General features: G+C 56.3%; 25 protein-coding genes. 11 read left to right on the forward strand and 14 right to left on the reverse strand.

Annotated features, from left to right (window positions below; all coding sequences use genetic code 11):
* The first annotated feature begins 47 nt into the window (after positions 1-47).
* Positions 48-1409, forward strand: a complete 1362-nt coding sequence (locus RVY89_RS14245) for an MFS transporter (protein WP_484825682.1) — start codon at positions 48-50, stop codon at positions 1407-1409.
* Between the two features lie 30 nt (positions 1410-1439).
* Here RVY89_RS14245 and RVY89_RS14250 read toward each other — a convergent pair whose 3' ends face one another.
* Positions 1440-1931 (reverse strand): YajQ family cyclic di-GMP-binding protein, encoded by a 492-nt coding sequence (locus RVY89_RS14250; protein WP_023334701.1) that lies wholly within the window; start codon positions 1929-1931, stop codon positions 1440-1442.
* Between the two features lie 121 nt (positions 1932-2052).
* On the opposite strand from RVY89_RS14250, the gene panE reads away from it, so the two are divergent.
* Both panE and yajL read left to right on the forward strand, forming a co-directional pair.
* Complete coding sequence (gene panE / locus RVY89_RS14255) at positions 2053-2964, forward strand: 2-dehydropantoate 2-reductase (protein WP_407859509.1); 912 nt, start codon at positions 2053-2055, stop codon at positions 2962-2964.
* The gene (gene yajL / locus RVY89_RS14260; protein WP_029739905.1) at positions 2927-3517 is read left to right on the forward strand and encodes a protein deglycase YajL; all 591 of its coding nucleotides are present in this window, start codon (positions 2927-2929) and stop codon (positions 3515-3517) included. The genes panE and yajL overlap by 38 nt, the downstream gene beginning before the upstream one ends.
* Before the next feature lie 67 nt (positions 3518-3584).
* Here the strand turns inward: yajL and thiI are convergent, their stop codons facing one another.
* Positions 3585-5033, reverse strand: a complete 1449-nt coding sequence (thiI, locus tag RVY89_RS14265) for a tRNA uracil 4-sulfurtransferase ThiI (RefSeq protein WP_484825683.1) — start codon at positions 5031-5033, stop codon at positions 3585-3587.
* Positions 5034-5224: 191 nt separating this feature from the next.
* Between thiI and xseB the strand changes: the two genes are divergently transcribed.
* The 4 genes from xseB (at position 5225) to RVY89_RS14285 (ending at position 9293) form a co-directional block, all read left to right on the forward strand.
* Positions 5225-5467 carry an exodeoxyribonuclease VII small subunit gene (xseB, locus tag RVY89_RS14270; protein WP_484825684.1) on the forward strand — a complete coding sequence of 81 codons (243 nt, stop codon included), beginning with the start codon at positions 5225-5227 and terminating at the stop codon, positions 5465-5467.
* Positions 5468-6367: a (2E,6E)-farnesyl diphosphate synthase gene (ispA, locus tag RVY89_RS14275; protein WP_045909784.1), complete on the forward strand. Its 900-nt coding sequence runs from the start codon at positions 5468-5470 to the stop codon at positions 6365-6367.
* Positions 6368-6391: 24 nt separating this feature from the next.
* Complete coding sequence (gene dxs / locus RVY89_RS14280; RefSeq protein ID WP_484825685.1) at positions 6392-8254, forward strand: 1-deoxy-D-xylulose-5-phosphate synthase; 1863 nt, start codon at positions 6392-6394, stop codon at positions 8252-8254.
* Positions 8255-8318: 64 nt separating this feature from the next.
* Positions 8319-9293 carry an aldo/keto reductase gene (locus RVY89_RS14285; protein WP_484825686.1) on the forward strand — a complete coding sequence of 325 codons (975 nt, stop codon included), beginning with the start codon at positions 8319-8321 and terminating at the stop codon, positions 9291-9293.
* A gap of 61 nt (positions 9294-9354) precedes the next feature.
* Here RVY89_RS14285 and thiL read toward each other — a convergent pair whose 3' ends face one another.
* The 5 genes from thiL to nrdR form a co-directional block, all read right to left on the reverse strand.
* The gene (gene thiL / locus RVY89_RS14290; protein WP_484825687.1) at positions 9355-10326 is read right to left on the reverse strand and encodes a thiamine-phosphate kinase; all 972 of its coding nucleotides are present in this window, start codon (positions 10324-10326) and stop codon (positions 9355-9357) included.
* A gap of 77 nt (positions 10327-10403) precedes the next feature.
* Positions 10404-10823, reverse strand: coding sequence for a transcription antitermination factor NusB (gene nusB, locus RVY89_RS14295; RefSeq protein ID WP_006809908.1), 420 nt, complete (start codon positions 10821-10823; stop codon positions 10404-10406).
* A gap of 21 nt (positions 10824-10844) precedes the next feature.
* On the reverse strand, positions 10845-11315 hold the full coding sequence (ribH, locus tag RVY89_RS14300) for a 6,7-dimethyl-8-ribityllumazine synthase (protein ID WP_006176874.1): 471 nt from the start codon (positions 11313-11315) through the stop codon (positions 10845-10847).
* Positions 11316-11402: 87 nt separating this feature from the next.
* A complete protein-coding gene (gene ribD, locus RVY89_RS14305) occupies positions 11403-12506 on the reverse strand; it encodes a bifunctional diaminohydroxyphosphoribosylaminopyrimidine deaminase/5-amino-6-(5-phosphoribosylamino)uracil reductase RibD (protein WP_484825688.1) in 1104 nt (367 codons plus the stop codon).
* Positions 12507-12510: 4 nt separating this feature from the next.
* Positions 12511-12960 (reverse strand): transcriptional regulator NrdR, encoded by a 450-nt coding sequence (nrdR, locus tag RVY89_RS14310; RefSeq protein ID WP_008503337.1) that lies wholly within the window; start codon positions 12958-12960, stop codon positions 12511-12513.
* A 152-nt stretch (positions 12961-13112) separates the two neighbouring features.
* Between nrdR and RVY89_RS14315 the strand changes: the two genes are divergently transcribed.
* Both RVY89_RS14315 and RVY89_RS14320 read left to right on the forward strand, forming a co-directional pair.
* Positions 13113-13652: a SadB/YajI family lipoprotein gene (locus RVY89_RS14315; protein ID WP_159513554.1), complete on the forward strand. Its 540-nt coding sequence runs from the start codon at positions 13113-13115 to the stop codon at positions 13650-13652.
* Between the two features lie 267 nt (positions 13653-13919).
* Entirely contained in the window at positions 13920-14804 is an 885-nt protein-coding gene (locus tag RVY89_RS14320) for a nucleoside-specific channel-forming protein Tsx (protein ID WP_025756198.1), read from the forward strand.
* Positions 14805-14914: 110 nt separating this feature from the next.
* On the opposite strand, the gene RVY89_RS14325 is transcribed toward RVY89_RS14320, so the two are convergent.
* From RVY89_RS14325 to queA, 7 genes are all read right to left on the reverse strand, one after another.
* A complete protein-coding gene (locus RVY89_RS14325) occupies positions 14915-15595 on the reverse strand; it encodes a helix-turn-helix transcriptional regulator (protein WP_047061231.1) in 681 nt (226 codons plus the stop codon).
* Between the two features lie 14 nt (positions 15596-15609).
* Entirely contained in the window at positions 15610-15975 is a 366-nt protein-coding gene (locus RVY89_RS14330) for a VOC family protein (protein WP_484825689.1), read from the reverse strand.
* 142 nt (positions 15976-16117) lie between these two features.
* Positions 16118-17089: a protein translocase subunit SecF gene (secF, locus tag RVY89_RS14335; RefSeq protein WP_484825690.1), complete on the reverse strand. Its 972-nt coding sequence runs from the start codon at positions 17087-17089 to the stop codon at positions 16118-16120.
* Positions 17090-17099: 10 nt separating this feature from the next.
* Positions 17100-18947, reverse strand: coding sequence for a protein translocase subunit SecD (gene secD, locus RVY89_RS14340; protein ID WP_371898746.1), 1848 nt, complete (start codon positions 18945-18947; stop codon positions 17100-17102).
* Positions 18948-18974: 27 nt separating this feature from the next.
* Entirely contained in the window at positions 18975-19307 is a 333-nt protein-coding gene (gene yajC / locus RVY89_RS14345; RefSeq protein ID WP_003859109.1) for a preprotein translocase subunit YajC, read from the reverse strand.
* Between the two features lie 21 nt (positions 19308-19328).
* Entirely contained in the window at positions 19329-20456 is a 1128-nt protein-coding gene (tgt, locus tag RVY89_RS14350; protein WP_371898745.1) for a tRNA guanosine(34) transglycosylase Tgt, read from the reverse strand.
* Between the two features lie 53 nt (positions 20457-20509).
* Positions 20510-21580 (reverse strand): tRNA preQ1(34) S-adenosylmethionine ribosyltransferase-isomerase QueA, encoded by a 1071-nt coding sequence (gene queA / locus RVY89_RS14355; protein WP_148769542.1) that lies wholly within the window; start codon positions 21578-21580, stop codon positions 20510-20512.
* Positions 21581-21672: 92 nt separating this feature from the next.
* Between queA and acpH the strand changes: the two genes are divergently transcribed.
* Both acpH and RVY89_RS14365 read left to right on the forward strand, forming a co-directional pair.
* Positions 21673-22254 carry an ACP phosphodiesterase gene (gene acpH, locus RVY89_RS14360; RefSeq protein WP_370884076.1) on the forward strand — a complete coding sequence of 194 codons (582 nt, stop codon included), beginning with the start codon at positions 21673-21675 and terminating at the stop codon, positions 22252-22254.
* A gap of 127 nt (positions 22255-22381) precedes the next feature.
* Complete coding sequence (locus tag RVY89_RS14365; RefSeq protein ID WP_008503347.1) at positions 22382-22984, forward strand: peroxiredoxin; 603 nt, start codon at positions 22382-22384, stop codon at positions 22982-22984.
* The last annotated feature ends 10 nt before the right edge of the window (positions 22985-22994 follow it).

A 22994-nucleotide genomic window follows, 5' to 3' on the forward strand; every position in this document is an offset into this window, starting at 1 on the left:
CCCCTTCCCCGCACTACACTATGGCCTGCTTTTGAACTGAGGTGGTAATGAACGATTATAAAATGACGCCAGGCGAGCTTCGCGCGACCTGGGGCTTAGGGACTGTCTTCTCGCTACGGATGCTTGGCATGTTTATGGTCCTGCCTGTTCTGACCACGTACGGTATGGCGCTGCAGGGGGCCAGCGAGGCGCTGATTGGACTCGCTATTGGCATTTATGGTCTGGCGCAGGCGGTATTCCAGATCCCCTTTGGCCTGCTCTCTGATCGGGTGGGTCGAAAGCCGCTGATCGTCGGCGGGCTGCTGGTCTTTGTGCTCGGAAGCATTATTGCCGCCCTCTCCCACTCCATCTGGGGGATTATTCTCGGCCGTGCCCTGCAGGGCTCCGGCGCGATTGCTGCCGCGGTGATGGCGCTGCTGTCAGACTTAACCCGCGAGCAAAACCGCACCAAAGCGATGGCGTTCATCGGCGTGAGCTTTGGCGTGACGTTTGCAATTGCGATGGTGCTGGGCCCCATCATTACGCACACGTTGGGGCTGCACGCCCTGTTCTGGATGATTGCCGTGCTGGCAACCATCGGTATTGCCTTAACCCTGTGGGTCGTGCCGGACAGCAAAAACCACGTCCTCAACCGCGAGTCGGGGATGGTCAAAGGCTGCTTCAGCAAAGTGATTGTTGAGCCGCGCCTGTTGAAGCTGAATTTTGGCATTATGTGTCTGCACATCCTGCTGATGTCGACCTTTGTCGCCCTGCCCGGCCAGCTTGCCGCAGCGGGTTTCCCGGCGGCTGAGCACTGGAAAATCTATCTGGTCACGATGCTGATTTCGTTTGTCTCCGTCGTGCCGTTCATCATCTACGCCGAAGTGAAGCGCAAAATGAAGCGCGTCTTCGTGGGCTGCGTGGCGGTCCTGCTGAATGCCGAAATCGTGCTCTGGGGTGCCGGCCCGCACTTCTGGGAGCTGATTGCCGGCGTGCAGCTATTCTTCCTGGCCTTTAACCTGATGGAAGCCCTGCTGCCTTCGCTTATCAGCAAAGAGTCTCCCGCCGGGTATAAAGGCACGGCGATGGGCATTTACTCCACCAGCCAGTTTCTCGGCGTGGCGATCGGCGGCTCGCTTGGCGGCTGGGTGGACGGCCTGTTTGATTCACAAACCGTGTTTCTCGCGGGGGCGCTGCTTGCGACAGTCTGGCTGCTGGTCGCCGGCACCATGAAGGAGCCGCGCTACGTGAGCAGCCTGCGCGTGGAAATTCCGGACGATGTGGAGATTAGCAATGCGCTGAAACAGCGTCTGGAAGCAAAAGAAGGCGTGACAGAGGTGCTAATTGTCCCCGAAGAGCGCAGCGCTTACGTCAAAATTGACAGCAAGGTGACCAACCGCTTCGAGGTCGAGCAGGCGCTCAAGGCGTAAAAAAAGCCCGGTTAAACCGGGCTTTTTTTATTAATCGCGGAAGTTTTTAAACTGGAACGGCTGCCCCAGATCGCCGCCGCGCACCAGCGCCATCACGGACTGGAGGTCGTCGCGGGACTTACCGGTGACGCGAATCTCTTCGCCCTGGATCTGCGCCTGCACCTTCAGCTTGCTGTCTTTGATGAGCTTCACAATCTTCTTCTGCACCGCGCTCTCGATGCCCTGCTTCAGCTTGGCTTCCACAAACCAGTTCTTACCGCTGTGCACAAACTCTTCCGGCACATCGAGAGACGTCCCTTCGATGCCGCGCTTTAACAGCTTGGCGCGCAGAATGTCGAGCAGCTGATTTACCTGGAAATCAGACTCGCTCAGCACCTTAATGGTCTTATTTGCGTCGTTCAGCTCAAACGACGCCTCAACGCCACGAAAATCGAAACGTGACTCAACTTCGCGGGTTGCGTTCTCAACGCCGTTGCGAACTTCCTGGATATCAACTTCGGAAACAATATCGAAAGATGGCATCTTTTCTTCTCCCTTCACTTTTGTTGCGTTGCATAATACCCGCTACGAGGCATAACTCAACAGAAGCTTAGCTGTATAATTAAGCTGTAACACCTGGCGCAGTTGCAGGTGAGGAGGAACAATGAAAATTACAGTGCTCGGATGTGGAGCCCTTGGTCAGCTATGGCTGACCGCGCTGTGCAAGCACGGACATGAGGTTCAGGGCTGGCTGCGCGTGCCCCAGCCCTATTGCAGTGTAAACCTGATTGGTGAAGACGGAAGCATCTTTAACGAATCCCTCACCGCGAACGATCCTGATTTCCTGGCGCAAAGCGACCTTTTACTGGTGACGCTCAAAGCATGGCAGGTTTCAGACGCGGTCAAGACGCTGGCCGCCCAGCTCCCCCCCACTTCGCCCATTCTGCTGCTGCATAACGGCATGGGGACGCTTGACGAGCTGAAAAGCGTTCCGCAGCCTCTGCTGATGGCGACGACCACGCACGCTGCACGTCGCGACGGCAACATCATCGTGCATGTCGCCAGCGGCGTAACGCACATCGGCCCGGCCAGAACACAGGATGGCGACTACAGCTATCTGGCCGATGTGCTTCAAAAGGTGCTGCCAGACGTGGCCTGGCATAACCACATTCGTCCTCAACTCTGGCGCAAGCTGGCCGTAAACTGCGTGATCAATCCGCTGACGGCGCTGTGGAACTGCCCGAACGGAGAGCTGAAAAATCATCCGCAGGACGTTGCTGTGCTGTGTGCAGAAATCGCGGCCGTTGTTGAGCGGGAAGGCCTGCATACCTCGGCAGATGATTTACGCTGCTACGTAGAGCAGGTCATTGAGAGTACGGCAGAAAACATCTCCTCGATGCTGCAGGATGTTCGGGCATTACGCCACACGGAGATCGACTACATCACCGGCTATCTGCTAAAACGCGCCCGCGCGCACGGCATCGCGGTGCCGGAAAACGCCCGTCTGTATGACCTGGTTAAACGTAAGGAGAGTGAATATGAGCGCGTCAGCCCTGATCTGCCTCGCCCCTGGTAGCGAAGAGATGGAAGCGGTCACCACCATTGATTTGATGGTGCGCGGCGGCATTAAGGTCACCACCGCCAGCGTCGCCAGCGACGGCAATCTGGAAATCACCTGTTCACGCGGGGTGAAAATCCTCGCGGATGCCCCCCTTGTTCAGGTGGCTGATGGAGATTATGACATCATCGTGCTGCCCGGCGGCTTAAAAGGCGCGGAATGTTTTCGCGACAGCCCGCTGCTGGTCGAGACCGTGCGTCAGTTTCATTTATCCGGCCGTATCGTCGCGGCTATCTGTGCCGCCGCCGGAACGGTTCTGATTCCGCACGACATTTTCCCGATTGGTAATATGACCGGCTTCCCAGGGCTTAAGGATACGATCCCGGAAGAGCACTGGGTGGATAAACGCGTCGTCTGGGATCCGCGCGTCAACCTGCTGACCAGCCAGGGGCCCGGCACCGCGATTGATTTTGGCTTAAAGATTATTGATCTGCTGGTCGGACGCGAGAAAGCGTACGAAGTGGCGTCATCGCTGGTGATGCCGGCGGGGATTTATAATTATTACGAATAAGTGTTATCCCTCTCCCCGTGGGAGAGGGTCGGGGTGAGGGCATCAGGCCGCACTCCCCGGAGAGAAACTACGGGCGATACACCTTCACATTTGCAAAGCCCTGCTCGCGCAGATACAGCGCCTGCAGGCGGCTCATCACCCCGCGCTCACACCACAGCAGATACGTTTTGCTCTGGTCGAGGTCGCCAAACTTCGTGCTCAGCTTGTAGAACGGCAGAGAAACCACTTCCACGCCTTCCACCTGCAGCGGCTTGTCATCCTGCTCGTCAACAGAGCGGATATCCAGAATCGCATCATTAGCGCCGAAACCGCTCACGGTTTCCACTTCAACCACTTCCTGCTCGGTCTGCTGGGCAATCTCGCGGATATCAATGTTGGACGCTTCCGCCACCACTTTTTCCAGAATGCTGAAATCGAAGTTCTCTTCTTCCGCTTCGATCTTCGCCTTCACCGCTTTCACCGTTGGGCTTTTTGAGATCACGCCGCAGTATTCCGGCATGGTGCGGGCAAAATCTTCGGTGCCGATTTCGCGTGCCAGATCGATGATGTGCTCTTTATCGTGAGAGATCAGCGGACGCAGGATCAGCGTATCAGACACGTTGTCGATCAGGCGCAGGTTGGTCAGCGTCTGGCTGGAGACCTGGCCCAGCGCTTCGCCGGTGACCAGCGCCTGCACGCCGTAGCGTTCAGCCACTTTAGACGCCGCACGCACCATCATGCGCTTCAGGATGACGCCCATCTGGCCGTCGTCCACTTTCTCCAGAATCTCGCCGACCACAGGTTCGAAATTAATTGCCACGAAACGTACGCGGTGGGAGCTGCCGAAGCGGTTCCACAGATAATGCGCCACCTGGCGAACGCCGATCTCGTGCGCCGCGCCGCCCAGGTTGAAGAAGCAGTAGTGCACTCGGCAGCCGCGACGCATCAGCATATAGCTGGAGACGCCGGAGTCGAAGCCGCCGGAGATCAGGGACAATACGTCTTCCTGGGTACCGATCGGGAAACCGCCGATGCCTTCATAGCGGCCTTTTACCAGCAGCAGGCGATCGTTTTCGATCTCCAGGTTCACGGTCACGTCCGGGTTGGTCAGGCGCACGCGAGCAGACTCGACGTGCTGGTTCAGACCGCCGCCGACGTAACGTTCCACTTCAATGGAGCTGAACTCGTGCTTGCCGCGACGCTTCACGCGCACGCAGAAGGTTTTACCTTCGATCTGATCGCGGTACTGGACCAGCGCTTTCTCGAAAATGTCGTGCATATCGCTGAACGGGACATCTTCCACTTCCAGAATATGGTGGATACCCGGAATACGGGTCAGCGCGTCGCGAATATCCTGACGTTTGTTTTCGTCTTTGGCACGGACCTCAACGTGGTCCCAGTGTCGCACCACGGCGAGGGTTTCGTCGTAGTGCTTTAATACGTTACGAATGTTCCCGGTGAGAATTTTAATAAAGCGCAAACGCACAGATTGGCTTTTGATGGTGATTTCAGGGAACAATTTAATGATAAACTTCATGGCGGCAATGTTTCTTAGGCAAGCGTATTAAGGCTTGTAATGGAAAAGAGTACAGCAGCCCACACCCGTGGCTGCATCCAGGCGCGCAAGTATACCACCATCGCGCTGCTCCTGTGCACATTGCGCGTTATTTGCTTATCCGCCCGAGTCCGTTACCATGTCGGGGCGAAGAATATAAGAGTCAATTCACTATGCCGAAGAAGAACGACGCACCGGCCAGTTTCGAAACTGCGCTGAGTGAACTGGAGCAAATTGTTACCCGCCTCGAGAGCGGCGATCTCCCGCTGGAAGAGGCGCTCAATGAATTCGAGCGCGGCGTCCAGCTGGCGCGCCAGGGTCAGGTCAAGCTGCAGCAGGCCGAGCAGCGCGTGCAGATCCTGCTTTCCGACAGCGAAGAGGCGAGAACCACGCCTTTCACACCGGACGCCGAGTAAATGGATTTTGCCAACGAGCTTCAGGCGCGTGTCGTACGCGCCAACGACGCCCTGCGCCGTTTTATTGCGCCACAGCCTTTTCAGAACACTCCACTGGTTGAAGCCATGCACTATGGCGCACTCTTGGGTGGAAAGCGCCTGCGCCCGTTCCTGGTGTACGCCACAGGCAACATGTTTGGCATCAGCGATAACACGCTGGACGCCCCGGCAGCCGCCGTTGAGTGCATCCATGCCTACTCGCTGATCCACGACGATCTCCCGGCCATGGACGACGACGACTTGCGTCGGGGTCAACCCACCTGCCATATCAAGTTTGGCGAGGCGAATGCCATTCTGGCGGGTGATGCCCTGCAGACGCTGGCGTTCTCGATTCTGAGCGATGCGCCAATGGCGGAAGTGGCTGACCGTGACCGTCTGGCAATGATTTCCGAACTGGCAATGGCCAGCGGCGTGGCCGGCATGTGCGGCGGACAGGCGCTGGATCTTGAAGCGGAAGGACGTCAGGTTAATCTGGAACAGCTGGAGCGTATTCATCGCCATAAAACCGGGGCATTGATTCGTTCAGCCGTTCGTCTTGGCGCGCTGAGCGCGGGCGAACAAGGGCGCAAAGCCCTGCCGATTCTGGACAGATACGCAGAAAGTATCGGTCTGGCATTCCAGGTTCAGGATGACATTCTGGATGTGGTGGGCGATACTGCAACATTGGGTAAACGTCAGGGTGCGGACCAGCAGCTTGGCAAAAGTACCTACCCCGCCCTGCTGGGTCTTGAGCAAGCCCAACGTAAAGCCCGGGATCTGATTGACGATGCCCGCCAGTCGCTGAATCAGCTGGCCGCGCAATCGCTGGATACCTCGGCACTGGAAGCGCTAGCGGACTATATAATCCAGCGTGATAAATAAACTATATATCTCGATGAGCCTTTGATGAGTTTTGATATTGCCAAATACCCGACACTGGCGTTAGTTGACTCCACCCAGGAGTTACGTCTGTTGCCGAAAGAGAGCCTGCCGAAGCTGTGCGACGAGCTGCGTCGCTACCTGCTCGACAGCGTAAGCCGCTCCAGCGGCCATTTCGCCTCCGGGCTTGGCACGGTAGAGCTGACCGTGGCGCTGCACTACGTCTATAACACGCCGTTCGATCAGCTTATCTGGGACGTGGGTCACCAGGCGTATCCGCACAAAATTCTGACCGGACGTCGCGATAAAATTGGCACCATTCGTCAGAAAGGCGGCCTGCATCCGTTCCCGTGGCGCGGTGAGAGCGAATATGACGTGCTGAGCGTCGGCCACTCCTCCACCTCCATTTCTGCGGGCATCGGTATTGCCGTTGCCGCCGAAAAAGAGAACAAGCAGCGCCGCACCGTCTGCGTGATTGGCGACGGCGCTATCACTGCCGGTATGGCCTTTGAGGCCATGAACCATGCTGGCGACATCAAGCCTGACATGCTGGTTGTTCTTAACGATAACGAAATGTCGATTTCCGAGAACGTCGGCGCACTAAACAACCATCTGGCGCAGCTGCTCTCCGGCAAGCTTTACTCCTCGCTGCGTGAAGGCGGCAAGAAAGTCTTCTCCGGCGTACCGCCGATCAAAGAGCTGCTCAAGCGCACCGAAGAGCACATCAAAGGCATGGTCGTGCCGGGCACCCTGTTTGAAGAGCTGGGCTTTAACTATATTGGCCCGGTTGACGGCCACGACGTGCTGGGACTGGTGACCACGCTCAAGAACATGCGCGACCTGAAAGGCCCGCAGTTCCTGCACATTATGACCAAAAAAGGGCGTGGCTACGAACCGGCGGAAAAAGATCCGATCACCTTCCACGCGGTGCCGAAATTCGACCCGTCCAGCGGCTGTCTGCCAAAAAGCAGCGGCGGCATGCCGAGCTATTCCAAAATCTTCGGCGACTGGCTGTGCGAAACCGCCGCGAAAGACAACAAGCTGATGGCGATCACCCCGGCCATGCGCGAAGGCTCCGGCATGGTGGAGTTCTCCAGAAAATACCCTGACCAGTATTTTGACGTTGCCATAGCCGAGCAGCATGCGGTGACGTTTGCTGCGGGCCTGGCCATTGGCGGCTACAAGCCGGTTGTCGCTATCTATTCCACCTTCCTGCAGCGCGCCTACGATCAGGTGATCCACGACGTGGCGATTCAGAAGCTGCCGGTGCTGTTTGCTATCGATCGTGCGGGCATCGTCGGTGCAGACGGCCAGACGCACCAGGGCGCGTTTGATCTGTCGTTCCTGCGCTGTATTCCGGATATGGTCGTCATGACGCCAAGCGACGAGAACGAATGTCGTCAGATGCTTTTTACCGGCTACCACTATCAGGATGGCCCAAGCGCCGTCCGCTACCCGCGCGGCAATGCGGTAGGCGTTGAGCTCCAGCCGCTGGAAAAACTGCCGATCGGTAAAGGTCTGGTGAAGCGTCGCGGTGAAAAAGTGGCGATCCTGAACTTCGGCACGCTGATGCCAGAGGCGGCGAAAGCGGCTGAAGCGCTGAACGCCACCCTGGTGGACATGCGCTTTGTGAAGCCGCTCGACGAATCGCTGATCCTGAGTATGGCTGAGACGCATGACGTGCTGGTCACGCTGGAAGAAAACGCCATCATGGGCGGCGCGGGCAGCGGCGTGAACGAGGTGCTGATGGCGAACCGTAAAGCCGTGCCGGTGCTGAACCTCGGCCTGCCGGATCATTTCATTCCTCAGGGTACCCAAGATGAAGCCCGTGCGGCTATTGGCCTGGACGCCGCCGGTATCGAAGCTAAAATCCGCAGCTGGCTGGACTGACTCCTTCCCCCTTTTCCGCTCCTGCTATGCTTAAACCAGGTGTTTAAACAGCAGGAGCGGAACCGTGCAATACACAACATTAGGAAAAACAGACCTTAAGGTTTCCCGACTTTGTCTGGGATGCATGACCTTTGGCGAACCCGATCGGGGAAACCACGCCTGGACGCTGCCGGAAGAGAGCAGCCGTCCAATAATCAAACGCGCCATCGAGGGCGGCATTAACTTCTTTGACACCGCCAACAGCTACTCCGACGGCAGCAGCGAGGAGATTGTTGGTCGCGCCCTGCGCGATTTTGCCCGTCGGGAAGACATCGTGGTTGCCACCAAGGTGTACTATCCGGTGGGCGACCTGGCTGAGGGCCTTTCTCGCGCGCAGATCCTGCGCTCCATTGATGACAGCCTCAGACGCCTGAACATGGATTACGTCGACCTGCTGCAAATTCACCGCTGGGATTACAACACGCCAGTCGAGGAGACGCTTGAAGCGCTGAATGACGTGGTCAAAGCCGGTAAAGCACGCTACATCGGCGCGTCGTCTATGCACGCGTCGCAGTTTGCTCAGGCGCTGGATCTCCAGGCGCAGCACGGCTGGGCGCGCTTTGTTACCATGCAGGATCACTACAATCTGATCTATCGTGAAGAAGAGCGCGAGATGTTGCCGCTGTGCCATCAGGAGGGCGTGGCGGTGATCCCGTGGAGCCCGCTCGCGCGCGGCCGCCTGACCCGTCCGTGGGGAGAAACCACGGCTCGCCTGGTATCGGATGAAGTAGGAAAAAATCTTTATGGCGGAACGGAAGCCAGCGATGCATTGATTGCCGAACGCTTAGCCGGAATTGCCGACGATACCGGCGCAACCCGCGCCCAGGTAGCGCTGGCGTGGCTGCTGGGCAAGCGCGGCGTCGCGGCGCCGATTATTGGAACGTCGCGGGAAGAACAGCTGGATGAGCTGCTGAATGCGGTGGATATCACGCTGACGCCGGAGCAGGTTGCCGAGCTGGAGACGCCGTATCAGCAGCATCCGGTGGTAGGATTTAAATAAGCCCATCTTTTGCAGGCCGGGTAAGGCGGAGCCGCCACCCGGCAATACAGAGCGCACAAACTCACGCGAAGTGATCGTACCCTTTCCAGTCCAGCGTAACCGGCGCACCGTCTTTCACAAACTTCAGCCCTTCACTTTCCGGCATGATCTGACCGATGCAGGTAAATTTCGCGCCGAGATGCGCTAACGCCACGTCCAGCGTTCCACGATTGAGCTCAGGCACCGTGAAGCACAGCTCGTAGTCTTCACCACCGGACAGCGCCCAGCGCAGCGCCTGCTCGGGTTCTACATGGCGAAGCAGTTGCTCAGACAGAGGGAAGAGATCCAGATCAACGCGCGCGCCTACGCCGCTGGCCTTCAGAATATGCCCGAGGTCCGAGATCAGCCCGTCAGAGAGATCGATAGCCGAGCTGGCCCGCTCGCGCAGCGCCTGGCCGTGCAGAATACGCGGCGTCGGGCGCAGATGGCGTTTCACCAGATACGCAGCATCGTCGGCATTCTTCACGGTTAAGCGTTCCTGGAGGATCGCCAGCCCTGCCGCGCTGTCGCCCGGCGTACCGGTCACGTAAATCCAGTCACCGGGTTTTGCGCCTGAGCGCTTCAGCGCGCGGCCAAGCGGCACATAGCCGTGGATCGCCAGCGTCATCGACAGCGGCCCGGCAGTGGTATCACCGCCAATCAGCTGCATATCGTAGTAGCTAAGCTGCTCAAACAGCGCGTCGCTAAAGGCTTCCAGCCAGGCTTCATCCACCTCTGGCAGGGTCAAAGCCAGCGTCAGCCAGGCAGGGTCGGCACCCATCGCCGCCAGGTCGCTGACGTTAACCGCCAGCGCCTTATACGCCAGATCGGCAGGATCGATATCCGGTAAGAAATGACGACCGCACACCAGAGTGTCGGTGCTGATTGCCAGCGTCTGTTTTTCGGGAATATTGAGAAGTGCACAGTCATCGCCAATGCCGGTTTCAACATCCAGACGAGAGGTTCTGACACGGTCGAAATAACGGGCAATCAGGGAGAATTCGCCGCATGCCATACGTTATGCCTCAGCAAATAAAAGAAAAAACCGGAGCCGCACTGCCCGTCAGGCAATGCAGGACTCCGGTTTGCGGATCACTTTTTGTGGGGACGGATCGCAGGTGCTGCTTTATCAAGTACGCCGTTTACAAACTTGTGGCTGTCTTCAGCGCCGAAGGTTTTCGCCAGCTCGATCGCTTCGTTGATGGCCACTTTATACGGCACATCATCACGTTTAGACAGCTCAAACAGCGCGATACGCAACACTGCTTTTTCCACCTGGCCCAGCTCTTCGAGCAGACGGGACAGGTATGGCTTCATCAGGCCATCGAGATACGCGCTATTAGTCGCCACTCCCGACAGCAGTTCGCGGAAGTACAGAACGTCAACGTCTTTTACGTCCTGTTCTGACAGGAACTGGTATTCAACATCAGCGATGTCGTTCTGGGACAACTGCCAGGAGTAAAGTGCCTGGACGGCACATTCACGGGCGCGGCGACGAGCAGCAGGTTTCACGGAATTCCCCTTACAAAAAAATCAGGCCTTGATGGCTTTCAATACATTGATCATTTCAAGCGCGGTCAGTGCAGCTTCTGCACCTTTGTTACCGGCTTTGGTGCCAGCACGTTCGATGGCTTGTTCAATACTTTCGGTAGTCAGCACGCCGAACGCGACAGGAATTTCAGCATCCTGCGCAACGTGTGCCAGACCGTTGCTTGCACCGCCCGCAACGTATTCGAAGTGCGCAGTGCCGCCACGAATAACGGTACCCAGCGCAATCACCGCGTCGTATTTACCGGTTTTCGCCAGCGCGCCTGCCGCCAGTGGCAGTTCGTAAGCGCCTGGAACCCAAACAACGGTAATGTTGTCATCTTTAACCTGGCCGATACGTTTCAGGGCGTCAATCGCACCTTCCAGCAGGCTGTCGTTGATGAAGTTGTTGAAACGCGCAATGGTGATGGCGACGCGAGCGTCCGGGGTAGCTACAGCAGCTTCAATAATGTTCATACTCTTCCTTTACGGGTTCATTTGGCCCCGCAGGGGGGCGGATTTTATCATAATACTTTGCGCACTGCTTCCCTATTTCGGGAGCAATTACGCTGTCGTTAAGTGGAGGCAGACATCCGGACCTACCGGACGAATCTCGCTAAATTTGAGTTGTGGTGCATCGGCCAGTTTTTCAAGGCCGGGCAGCACAAACAGACCGCGCGCGTCGTGACCTAACAGTTTAGGCGCAACGTAAACAAGCAGTTCATCCACCAGTCCGGCCTGTAAGAGCGCACCGGCGAGCGTTGGCCCGGCTTCGACCCAGATGCTGTTCACCTGCTGCTTGCCGAGCAGCATCATCAGCACCACCAGATCCAGATGACCGTTATGCTCCGGCACCATTATGCTGCGCACGCCTTCCGGCCATTCGCGCGTATCTTCTCTGGTGCGGGCAATCCAGGTCTCACCCGGCTGCTGGACGATGCGGTGCTCCGGCGTCACGCGATTCTGGCTATCAATGACAATACGCAGCGGCTGGCGCAGGTTCTCCTGCGGGTACAGGGCCTGGGTATCGGCATTCAGCTCGTCCCAGCGCACGGTCATGGCCGGATCGTCAGCCAGAACGGTTTCACTGCTGGTGAGGATAGCATGGCTTTGCGCGCGCAGACGTTGCACATCGCGCCTTGCCTGTGGCGACGTGATCCACTGACTCTCGCCGTTTGCCATCGCCGTACGACCGTCCAGCGAGGTGCCCAGCTTTAGCTGGATATACGGGAACCCCGTGCGCATACGCTTCAGAAAGCCTTTGTTGATCGCTTCCGCGTCCTGCATCATCAGGCCGTGGCTGACCTCAATGCCTTCCTGCTGCAGGCGATACAGACCGCGTCCGGCCACCTGCGGATTCGGGTCCTGCATCGACGCGACCACGCGTGAAACGCCTGCCGCGATCAGCGCTTCGCAGCACGGCGGCGTACGCCCGTGATGGCTGCAGGGTTCCAGCGTGACGTAGGCCGTGGCTCCGCGCGCCTTCTCACCGGCCATGCGCAGAGCATGAACCTCGGCATGCGGCTCGCCGGCGCGATAGTGAAAACCCTCCCCCACGATCTCGCCATCTTTAACGATAACGCACCCGACGTTCGGGTTGGGATGGGTAGTAAAACGACCGCGCTGCGCCAGCTTCATGGCTCGCGCCATGTAAATCTCATCCTGCATGAGCTTAATCCTGTAAGCGGGCGATCTCTTCGCCAAACTCTTTGATGTCTTCGAAGCTGCGGTAGACCGAGGCGAAGCGGATATAGGCGACCTTATCGAGCTTTTTCAGCTGCTCCATCACCAGATTGCCGATCATTTTGCTCGGCACCTCACGCTCACCCAAACCACGAAGGTAAGATTTTATGTGGTTTAACGCCATCTCCACGTCGTCTGCGCTGACGGGACGTTTTTCCAGAGCCTTCAGCATCCCGCTGCGCAGTTTCTCTTCGTTAAACGGCTCGCGCACGTCGTTGCTTTTTACCACGCGCGGCATTACCAGCTCTGCAACCTCAAAGGTCGTAAAACGCTCGTTGCACACCAGACACTGCCGACGACGGCGTACGGATGACCCTTCGCCCACAAGACGAGAGTCGATGACTTTGGTATCCACAGCGGAGCAGAATGGGCAATGCATACGGTATCCCTGTTATGTGGTTAACTAATTTTCATTTTACCCTGATCTGGCCTGACAACAAAGGAAGAGCTTTTTGAGATAAAGGATCTATGTCTGACGCGATGATGCTGGCTACCATTAAGGCGATCCGTTATTTCAAGGAAATAAACGCAATGACAAGACGTTACCTGAAAATTTTGCTGGTGGGGAGCCTCTTCACCCTTAGCGCCTGTGCACAGCAAACCGAAGTCCGCCAGATGAAACAGAGCGTGAATACGCTCAATACGGCGATGGACAAACTAAACAAAGAAACGGTGAAGATCACCCAGCAAAACGCGCTGAATGCCAAATCCAGCAGCGGGGTTTATCTGCTGCCGGGGGCGAATACGCCTGCGCGCCTCAATAGTCAGATCGGCACGCTAAAAATGTCTCTGGTGAATGTGGCGGCGAATGCAGATGGTACTCGCGCAACATTGCGCATTCAGGGCGAATCCAACGATCCGTTGCCAGCCTTCAGTGGTACAGTCGAATGGGGCCAGATCCAGGGCACTACTGAGAGCTACCAGGAGGTGAATGTTAATAGTCAGCTGTTCACCGCACCGGCCAGCGTGCTGGCTCCAAGCGACGTTGACATTCCGCTGCAGCTTAACGGACTCACTCCGGAGCAGCTGGGTTTCATCCGCATTCACGATATCCAACCCGCCGCGCAGTAACCCCTCTTTTAGCGGAGTGTAATGTCACTCCGCTAACATTTACATTTCGTATGGATTGGCAACATAAATGATTGCCGCTACAATCCCGCCCGTTTAAAGTACGCAAACGTGAACGCAATCGATTACGCGTGTGAGAGATATGTGAAACAACACATATTTTTGTGAGCAGGGATTCCTATAATAGGCACCGCAGAAACACGAAATATTTAGAAACGCAATTCGCGCATTTTTCACTCCCGGAAGGGAATTTCAATCAGTGGCATGATTATGAAAAAAACATTACTCGCAGCTGGCGCCGTGCTGGCACTTTCTTCCTCTTTCACTGTTAACGCAGCGGAAAACGATAAACCTCAATACCTCTCCGACTGGTGGCACCAGAGCGTTAACGTGGTCGGCAGCTACCACACCCGTTTCGGACCACAGATCCGCAACGATACCTACCTGGAATACGAAGCGTTCGCCAAGAAAGACTGGTTTGATTTCTACGGCTATATGGATGCACCGGTCTTCTTTGGTGGTAACACCGACGCGAAAGGTATCTGGAACCACGGTTCCCCACTGTTCATGGAAATTGAACCACGCTTCTCTATTGATAAACTGACCGGTACCAGCCTGGCGTTTGGTCCGTTCAAAGAGTGGTACTTCGCAAACAACTACATCTACGACATGGGCCGCAACAAGTCCGGTCGCCAGAGCACCTGGTACATGGGTCTGGGGACGGACATCGATACCGGCCTGCCAATGAGCCTGTCTCTGAACGTGTATGCTAAGTACCAGTGGCAGAACTACGGTGCCGCGAACGAAAACGAGTGGGATGGCTACCGTTTCAAAGTTAAATACTTTGTGCCAATTACCCAGCTGTGGGGCGGCAACCTGAGCTATATCGGCTTCACCAACTTTGACTGGGGTTCAGATCTGGGCGACAACGACTTCCGCGACCTGAACGGTAAGAAAGCGCGCACCAACGACTCCATCGCCTCCAGCCACATTCTGGCGCTGAACTACGATCACTGGCACTACTCTGTAGTTGCGCGTTACTGGCACAACGGTGGTCAGTGGAACGACGACGCGAGCCTGAACTTCGGCAACGGCGACTTCAGCGTCCGCTCTACCGGTTGGGGTGGCTACCTGGTTGTAGGTTATAACTTCTAACCTTGTGGTTGGTGCCGGGTGGCGGCTACGCCTTACCCGGCCTACAAAACCTGTAGGCCCGTGCAAGCGCAGCGCCGTCGGGCAAAAAAGCCAGCTCAAGAGCTGGCTTTTTACTGCTTAACCTTCCGCAAAAAATCCGCCAAAGACCTGTCCGCACTCTCACTAAACCGCCTCTCCGTCTGGACAATATTGAGGCACCGGTCGAGCCGGAAACAGCGATAGTCATCGCGCCTTTCGCACCACGCCGCCAGCAGCCAGCGCTCCCCCCAGAAGAACAAGCCCAGCGGCTGAACCTCGCGCTTTGAGAGCTGTCCGGCTTCATCGCGGTAATGTAACGCCAGTACGCGCTGGGCGGAAATCGCCTGATGAATCATGTCAAAATCACTGCGGGAGTGGCTTTGCATGCAAAAGTCCGGGGCGTAAATCCGCGTCTGCTCCGCCTTTCGACGACTCTCCTCGGGCAGGATAGCCAGCACCTTCTCCTGAGCCGACTCCAGCTCGCGCGACAGCGATTCCCCTCCCCAGGTTTTGAGCAGGCGAATCGCGACGATCAGCGCCTCTGACTCCTTATTTGTCAGCATCAGCGGCGGCAGGTCAAAACCCGACATCAGCCGATATCCGCTCCCCGCCTCACCTTCCACCGGTACGCCGGAAAGCGACAGGTCACGGATATCGCGATAGACCGTGCGCTCGGACACGCCAAGCCGGTCCGCCAGATGCGCTGCCGTTGTCAGACGCCTGCCCCGCAGGATCTGCACAATCTGAAACAAACGGTCAGCGCGTCGGGTCATATCTTAGGCCGCTCTCAGGCAGGTTGATGGAGGCCGACGCGGTTACCTTCGCTGTCGGTAAACAATGCGATAGTGCCAATGCCATGCGGCAGTTCCAGTGGGCCAAAAACGCATTCGCCACCCGCAGAGGCGATGCGATCGAGCGTGGCCGCCAGATTGTCAGTATGCAGGTAAATAATAGCGCCCTGCAAAGACGGTGTAACGCCGTCAAATTTTGCCAGCGCCCCGCCGGTACCCGGATCCTCATGCGGGAAAACCGCCAGCTCCGCACAGTCCATTTTCTCGCGACGCAGCGCGATCTGCATCACCGGCTCATAAAATTTGATGGCGCGATCCATATCCGAAACCGGAATTTCAAACCAGTTAATGACGCTTTTCATACATCCTCCTGCCTGTTGTTTGGGTTCAGAAGGAGTCTACGACTGGGCTCCTGACAGCATACTGTCAGGAGTGTTTGTCAGGAGCAGATAAAAAAAATCCCGGTCAACTGACCGGGATTTCGATAACGCGCTAAACGTCGCCTTACGGCAGAATGGACGGCTGATCCGCCCCTTCTTTCTCGACTTTCTGCTGGAGCAGGTGCTCACGCTTCATGCCGAGTTTCAGTGCCAGTGCGGACGCGACGTAGATAGACGACGCCGTACCGATGGTGACACCGATCAGCATGGTGAGCGAGAAGCCTGCCAGTACCGGACCACCGAAGAGGAACAGCATCAGGATCACCATCAAAGTGGTACCGGAGGTGATCAAGGTACGGTGCAGCGTCTGGGTCAACGACACGTTAAAGATTTCGTACGGCGTACCGCGACGGATCTTACGGAAGTTTTCACGAATACGGTCAGATACCACGATACTGTCGTTCAGTGAGTAACCGATAACGGACATCAGGGATGCCACGATCGTCAGGTCAATCTCAATGTGGAACAGCGACAGTATGCCCATGGTGATCACCACGTCGTGCGCCAGGGCGATAACCACACCGGCCGCCAGTCGCCACTCAAAGCGGAAACCGACGTACACCAGGATGGAGATCAGCGCCACCAACAGCGCCATGGCACCGGTCTGCGCCAGGTCAGCACCCACGCTTGGGCCGACGAACTCAATACGCTTAACAGCCGCATTCTGGCTGGTTGTTTCGTTAATCACGCTAACAACCTTACTGCCCAGCTCCTGGCTGCCGTTGGCATCGTGCACCGGCGGCATACGTACCATGATGTCACGGCTGCTGCCGAAGTTCTGCAGCAGCGGTTCTTCAAAGCCCGCTTTCTGCAGCGATTCGCGCATCTGGTCCATATCGACCGGTTTTTCCAGGGAGATCTCGATGACCGTACCACCGGTAAAATCGAGCCCCCAGTTAAAGCCTTTCACGCCCATAATGACGATGGACAGAATCAGCAGGAAACCTGAAATGCCGAAGGCCCAGTAGTCCCAGCGCATAAAGTCCCAGACTTTACGGCCGTGGTTCAATTGTTCAACAGTATATTCCTGTGCCACAACGCACTCCTCAGATAGACAGCTTTTTGACGCGCTTGCCGCCGTACAGCAGGTTCACGATGGCACGGGTGCCGACAATAGCGGTAAACATTGACGTTGCGACACCGATACCGGTTGTAATCGCAAAGCCTTTGATAGCGCCAGTACCCACTGCATACAGGATAAGAACCTTAATCAGTGTTGTTACGTTCGCATCGAAGATGGAGCTGAACGCGCCTTTATAGCCTTCGTCAATCGCCTGCTGAACAGAGCGACCGTTACTCAACTCTTCTTTGATACGTTCGTTAATCAGTACGTTGGCGTCAACCGCCACCGCAAGGGTCAGAACGATACCCGCAATCCCCGGCATGGTCAGCGTCGCCCCCGGCAGCAGGGACATAATGCCGATAATCAGCACCAGGTTGGCGATCAGCGCGGAGGTCGCAATCAGACCAAACTTCTTATAGAAGAAGATCATGAAGAGGATAGAGACCACCAGACCGGCCAGACACGCTTCCAGGCCCTGCTGAATGTTTTGCATACCCAGCGTTGGACCAATGGTACGTTCTTCAACAATCTGAATTGGCGCAATCAGCGCACCGGCACGCAGCAGCAAGGAGAGCTGACGCGCTTCGTTCGGGTTGTTGATACCGGTAATACGGAAGCTGTTACCCAGACGAGACTGGATGTTTGCGATGTTAATCACCTCTTCCTCTTTCACCAGCACCGCACGACCGTTTGCATCTTTCTTACCGCTGTCTTTGTACTCCACGAACAGGGTCGCCATCGGCTTGCCGATGTTGTCCTTGGTGAAGTTAGACATGATGTTACCACCCGCGCTATCCAGCGAGATGTTAACCTGCGGCTGGTTGTATTCGTCCTGGCTCGACGTGGAGTCGGTGATGTGATCACCGGTCAGAATCACGCGTTTGTACAGCACAACTGGCTGACCTTCGCGGGTCTGTTTCACTTCGGAGTCACCCGGAATACGCCCTGCTGCGGCAGCGGACTGATCGACGTTGGAGTTCACCAGACGGAATTCCAGGGTTGCGGTCGCACCCAGAATCTCTTTCGCACGCGCAGTGTCCTGGATACCCGGCAGTTCAACCACGATACGGTCAGCACCCTGACGCTGTACCAGCGGCTCAGCCACACCCAGCTGGTTTACACGGTTACGCAGAATGTTGATGTTCTGCTGTACGGCATATTCACGCGCTTCTTTCAGGCGCGCATCGGTCATCACCGCGCGCAGCTGGTTGCTGCCCTGCGAGGAGATCACCAGGTCACGGTGACGTTGGGTCAAGTAATCTACAGCCTGATCGCGCGCCGCACTGTCGCGGAACGTGATGCTCATGCCGTAGTTATCTTCTTTACGCACGGTGGTGTAAGCGATGCCTTTATCACGCAGATCGCTGCGCAGGCTGTCGATATTCTGTTCCTGCAGCTTGCCGAGCGCGGTATCCATATCCACTTCCATCAGGAAGTGAACGCCGCCACGCAGGTCAAGACCGAGTTTCATTGGCTCTGCTTTCATTGCAGCCAGCCAACGCGGGGTTGCAGGGGCAAGGTTAAGCGCCACGACGTATTTGTCACCCAGCACGCCCATCAGCGCTTCGCGAGCGCGGAGCTGCGTGTCGGTGGTGTCGAAGCGAGCAAGAATTGCACCCTCTTCCAGAGCCACAGACTTAGCGGTAATTTTTTCTTCTTGTAACGTTTTCTGGACCTGGATCAGCGTTTGCTCACTGGCGGCGACACCGCGCGCGCCAGTGATTTGAACAGCCGGATCCTCACCATACAGGTTGGGAAGCGCGTACAGCAGGCCGACGAGAATCACGACGACCAGCATGATGTACTTCCACAAAGGATAACGGTTTAACACGGCAGTTCCCTTTGGGAAAAGTTGGGATTACAGCGCCTTCATGGTGCCTTTCGGCAGAACGGCAGCTACGAAGTCACGTTTGATGACCACTTCAGTGGTGTCGTTCAGGGCGATAGCAATGTAGCCGTTTTCAGCCACTTTGGTTACGCGACCGACCAGACCACCGTTAGTCAGCACTTCATCGCCTTTCGCAATGGAGTTCATCAGGTTCTTGTGCTCTTTGGTGCGCTTCTGCTGTGGACGCAGGATCATGAAGTAGAAGATCAGACCGAACACAACCAGCATCAGAATCAGAGACATCGGGCTGCCCTGCGCTGGAGCACCTGTTGCCGCTACCGCATCAGAAATAAAAAAGCTCATTCAAATTCCCTCATTATAAAATTAATCAACGTTCAACGGTGGAACATCCCGCCCCTGACGTTGGTAAAAATCGGTCACGAAGCTCTCTAATTTACCCTCTTCGATAGCCTTACGTAAACCAGCCATTAGGCGCTGATAATAACGAAGATTATGAATGGTATTGAGACGCGCGCCCAGAATCTCGTTGCAACGATCGAGATGATGCAGATAGGCGCGAGAATAATTGCGACAAGTATAGCAATCGCACTCGGAATCGAGCGGGCTGGTGTCACTCTTATGCTTCGCGTTACGGATTTTCACCACGCCATCGGTAACGAACAAATGACCGTTACGCGCGTTGCGGGTTGGCATAACGCAGTCGAACATATCAATGCCGCGGCGTACGCCTTCAACCAGATCTTCTGGTTTACCCACGCCCATCAGGTATCGTGGTTTATCCGCAGGGATTTGCGGGCAAACATGCTCCAGAATGCGATGCATGTCTTCCTTCGGCTCACCCACAGCCAAACCGCCGACAGCGTAGCCATCAAAACCTATCTCTACCAGACCTTTAACAGAGATATCGCGTAAATCTTCGTAAACACTGCCCTGGATAATGCCGAACAGCGCATTTTTGTTATTCAGGGAGTCAAAACGGTCACGGCTACGCTTCGCCCAGCGCAGAGACATCTCCATGGAACGCTTAGCGTAATCCCAGTCGGCCGGGTACGGCGTACACTCGTCGAAGATCATCACGATGTCAGAGCCGAGATCGTACTGAATCTCCATCGATTTTTCTGGATCGAGGAAAATCGGATCGCCATTGATCGGGTTACGGAAGTGAACGCCCTGCTCGGTGATCTTGCGGATATCGCCCAGGCTGAAGACCTGGAAGCCGCCTGAGTCGGTCAGGATTGGACCTTTCCACTGCATGAAATCGTGCAGGTCGCCGTGGAGCTTCATGATCTCCTGACCCGGACGCAGCCACAGGTGGAAGGTGTTGCCGAGGATAATCTGCGCGCCGGTGGCTTCAACTTCTTCCGGCGTCATCCCTTTGACGGTGCCGTACGTGCCCACAGGCATAAACGCGGGGGTTTCCACCACGCCGCGATCAAACACCAGGCGACCGCGACGCGCGCGACCGTCGGTGGTATCGAGTTCAAATTTCATTTTTTCTCCGACGTCAGAAAAACAGTCCAACGTTGTAAAACGGTGCCGCGGACTTATTCCCCGACACGCTCATTCAAAGCCAGCGGATTGTACGTGATAAACATCGCGTCCCCGTAGCTAAAAAAGCGATATTTTTGTTCTACCGCAGACTTGTATGCATTCATCGTATGCTGATAACCCGCGAATGCGGAAACCAGCATAATCAGCGTCGATTCAGGCAGATGGAAGTTGGTCACCAGTGCGTCAATTACTTTGTACTGGTAGCCCGGGTAAATAAAGATCTGCGTATCGCCAAAGAACGGCTCGATAAGACCGTTTTTCGCCGCCTGCGCGGCGCTCTCGAGTGAGCGTACCGATGTCGTACCGACAGCAACGACGCGGCTACCGCGCGCCTTCGCCGCCAGCACCGCGTCCACCACGTCCTGAGGCACTTCGGCATACTCAGAGTGCATGATGTGATCTTCAATGCTGTCCACGCGCACCGGCTGGAAGGTTCCCGCGCCGACGTGCAGCGTCACGAACGCCATCTCAACGCCCTTCGCACGCAGTTTTTCCAGCAGCGGCTCATCAAAATGCAGGCCCGCGGTTGGCGCAGCGACGGCACCCGGCTTCTGGCTGTAGACGGTCTGATACAGCTCGCGGTCGGCCTCTTCGTCCGGACGCTCAATGTACGGCGGCAGCGGCATGTGGCCGATGGCGTTCAGGATATCGAGCACCGTGCGCTCGTCGTTGAACTCCACCTCAAACAGCGCATCGTGGCGCGCGGTCATGGTCGCCTTGATGCTCTCATCATCGCCCAGCAGCAGTTCAGCGCCCGGCTTCGGCGCCTTAGAAGCGCGAATATGTGCCAGAATACGTTTATCATCGAGCATACGTTCGACCAGCACTTCAATTTTGCCGCCGCTGGCTTTACGGCCAAACAGGCGCGCCGGGATCACGCGGGTATTGTTAAAGACCAGCAGATCGCCAGGGTTGAGCTTGTCGAGCAAATCGGTGAAAGTACCGTGCGTCAGCTCGCCCGTTGGCCCATCCAGTGACAGTAAGCGACAGCTGCTGCGCTCAGGCATGGGATAGTGAGCAATCAGGGATTCAGGTAGTTCAAAGGAGAAATCGGCGACGCGCATGACGTATACTCGTGACTTAAAAACAGGCGGCATAGTCTAGTGCTCACACCCTTTTGCTGCAACAACTAGCCGCCCCCGGACAAATAAAACGCATGAATTTTCTCGCTCACCTGCATCTCGCGCACCTCGCTGACAGCTCCCTGTCGGGCAATTTGCTGGCCGATTTCGTACGCGGCAACCCCGCAGAGGACTATTCCCCTGAGGTCGTCGACGGAATTTTTATGCACCGCCGCATCGACGTGCTGACGGATAAGCTGCCGGAAGTGACGGAAGCCAAAGCGTGGTTCCGCCCTGAAACGCGCCGCGTTGCGCCAATCACGCTCGACGTGATGTGGGATCACTTCCTGTCGCGCCACTGGGAACAGCTGTCGCCGGAGATGCCCTTGCCGGCGTTTGTGCGTTATGCCCACCAGCAGGTGTCGATCATTCTGCCCGACTCACCGCCGCGCTTTGTGAATCTCAATAACTATCTGTGGTCGGAACGCTGGCTGGAGCGCTATCGCGAGATGGATTTCATTCAGAATGTGCTGAACGGGATGGCGAGCCGTCGCCCGCGCCTGGATGCGCTGCGGGATTCCTGGCATGACCTGGATGAGCATTACGATGCGCTGGAAACGCGTTTCTGGCAGTTTTACCCGCGCATGATGGCGCAGGCGAAAAACAAACAGCTCTGACAGAATTCGCATTGATAGGTAAAAGCTGGCGGAACGATTGTCACCACCTCTTTGTCTTATCCATGAACACTCTCTATACTGGCTCGCGTTGCGTTCCAAATAACCTTAGTATCTACAGGAGAATCATATGGTTCTGGTAACTCGTCCGGCTCCGGATTTTACAGCTGCAGCAGTTCTGGGCAACGGTGAAATCGTTGAAAACTTCAACTTCAAACAGCACACCAACGGTAAAGCGACCGTTCTGTTCTTCTGGCCAATGGACTTCACTTTCGTTTGCCCGTCTGAGCTGATCGCATTCGACAAACGTTATGAAGAATTCCAGAAGCGTGGCGTGGAAGTTGTTGGCGTCTCCTTCGACTCTGAATTTGTACACAACGCATGGCGTAACACCCCTGTCGACAAAGGCGGCATCGGTGCGGTGAAATACGCAATGGTTGCGGACATCAAACGCGAAATCCAGCAGGCTTACGGTATCGAACATCCGGACGCTGGCGTTGCGCTGCGTGGTTCCTTCCTGATCGACGCGAACGGCATCGTTCGTCACCAGGTTGTGAACGATCTGCCGCTGGGTCGTAACATTGACGAAATGCTGCGCATGGTTGACGCGCTGCAGTTCCACGAAGAGCACGGCGAAGTGTGCCCGGCTCAGTGGGAAAAAGGTAAAGAAGGTATGGCTGCTTCCCCAGACGGCGTGGCTAAATACCTGTCTGAGAACGTATCCAGCCTGTAATCGGCACGGT

The sequence above is a fragment of the Enterobacter sp. 3U4 genome, assembly GCF_057224565.1.